The sequence below is a fragment of the Rhizobacter sp. P3_B12 genome, assembly GCF_056402895.1.
On the sequence record NZ_JBFUGN010001046.1, the window covers coordinates 1 to 2071 of the forward strand.

At 68.7% G+C, this 2071-nt stretch carries 2 protein-coding genes and 1 pseudogene; all 3 read left to right on the top strand.

Annotated elements, in window-relative coordinates; all coding sequences use genetic code 11:
• A pseudogene (locus tag AC1D01_RS31850) lies at positions 1 to 1231 on the top strand (hypothetical protein); the annotation flags it as partial.
• A 21-nt stretch (positions 1232 to 1252) separates the two neighbouring features.
• Positions 1253 to 1849: a DUF2460 domain-containing protein gene (locus tag AC1D01_RS31855; RefSeq protein WP_477873512.1), complete on the top strand. Its 597-nt coding sequence runs from the start codon at positions 1253 to 1255 to the stop codon at positions 1847 to 1849.
• A 10-nt stretch (positions 1850 to 1859) separates the two neighbouring features.
• Positions 1860 to 2071: baseplate hub domain-containing protein (locus AC1D01_RS31860; protein ID WP_477873513.1), on the top strand; the 212-nt coding region annotated here is incomplete at its 3' end.

Here is a 2071-nt window from a genome sequence, read left to right on the forward strand (position 1 = left end):
GTACATGAGCTACTACGAGGCCATGCTCGCCGAGGAGAAGCGAGCGCAGGCGGTGCTGACCGAGGGACGCGAGTACACCAAGGAAGAAGAACTCGCGTACTGGCGCTGGCTCACCGACAACCTGACGATGACGACGGCCGACCAGGTCGCGATCCAGCGCAAGACGGCGCAGCTCGAGGTGAGCATTGCGCGGGAGACGCGCCAGCAGCGAGACGCGATCGAGCACGACAGCATGCGCACGGCCGAGCAGCTCGCCCTCGGCAAGATCGAGCTGGAGCGAGTGGCCGCCAAGGCAGCGCTCGATGCCGAGGAGATCACGAAAGCGCAGCTCGCCCAGCTGGAGGTCGAGTTCGAGGACCGCCGCTACGTCGTGCAGGCGTCTGCACTGCAGCAGCGGCTGCAGCTGCTGAGCGCCGATCCGACCGTCAACCCGGTCGAGCTGGCTCGCATCAAGAACGAGCTGCTGCTGGTCGAGCAGCAGCACGAGCAGCAGCGACTGCAGGTGCTGTCGGCCGCCAACACCGCGCTGCGGGAGCAGGGCGCCAACGCCTTCGGCGGCGCAGGCCTCTTCAGCGGCATTGGCGACAGCTTCGGCACCGCGCTGGACGGGCTSCTGCAGAAGACCAGCACCTGGGGSCAGTCGCTCGCGACGRTCTTCGGTGGCGTGAAGGAAGCGTTCCTGCGCAACGTCGTCACCGAGCCGGCYTCGCAGTGGATCGCCAGCCAGGCACGCATGCTCGCGATGAAGCTCGGYTTCCTGACGCAGGAGAAGGGCATGCAGGCSGCGGCCTCRGCGACGAACGTCGCGGTGAAGTCGGCCGARGCSACSGCCGTCGTCGGSGCCAACGCRGCSGAGGCCGGYTCGGGYGCYGCGGCGTCGCAGGCSTCCATCCCCGTYGTCGGGCCGGTGCTCGCCATTGCAGCGATGGCCGCGATCTTCGCGGCGGTGTCCGGCATGGGCAARGGCATCAAGAGCGCCTCGGGCGGCTWCGACATCCCSAGYGGYCTGAACCCGATCACSCARCTYCACGARGARGAGATGGTGCTGCCGAAGCAGCACGCSAACGTSATCCGCCAGTTGGCMGGACARGGTGGAGAGGGGCAGGGCGGCGGCGATGCCGGYCCGTCGATCGAGCTGCRYGGCGTGACGGCCGGCGAGTTCTTCATGGCCTCGAAGCGCGACCTGGTCGCGGTCCTGAAGGCKCTGAAACGCGACTTCGYYTTGAACTGAACGGCTGGAGCTGAATACRCYATGAGCCTCGACATCTTCCCGACGCTGCCCGGCCTGAAATGGGGCAGCACCCGCGTGCCGATGCACCGCACCAGYGTGCGCGAGACCCCGAGCGGKCGCGAGTTCCGCACMCGCTAYTTCAGCTTCCCGCGYTGGCGYTACAAGCTCGCCTACGAGGTGCTGCGMGAGAMCGACGGCCTGGCCGARCTGCAGGCGCTGGTKGGCTTCTTCAACGCCCGCGGCGGYGCKGCGCAGCGCTTCCTCTACCTSGACCCGGACGACTCAGCAGTCGTGGACCAGCGGCTGGGCACCGGGGACGGCGCCACCCGCAAGTTCCAGCTCGTGCGCACCTGGGGTGGTGTGGTCGAGCCCGTGTATGCCGCGGCGGACGACGCCCGGGTCTTCCTGGGCGGCGCGCTCGCCGACCCGAGCACCTACGACATCGGACCGAGCGGCGTGCTGTCCTTCGGCGTGCCGGTGGCGACCGGCCTGCCTGTGACGTGGACCGGCCATTTCTACTGGCGCGTGCGCTTCAAGCAGGACGAGACCGAGGTGTCGCAGTTCCTGCAGCAGCTGTGGGAAGCGCGCAGCGTCGAGCTCATCACCGTGAAGCCCTGAGCGCGCGCCGATGAGAACACCGTCCTGGGAGAAGGCGCCTGGCGCGCTGGCCGAACTGCTGAACTCCGAGCTCGAGCTCGGTTGCATCGACCTCTACACCTTCACGCTGCCGGGCGGCCTGGTGCTGCGTTGGACGAGTGCCGACCAGGCCATCATGGTCAACGGAACGACCTGGTCGCTCGGGCCGGGCCTGCGTCGCAGCCGCACGCGGCTGAGCGTCGG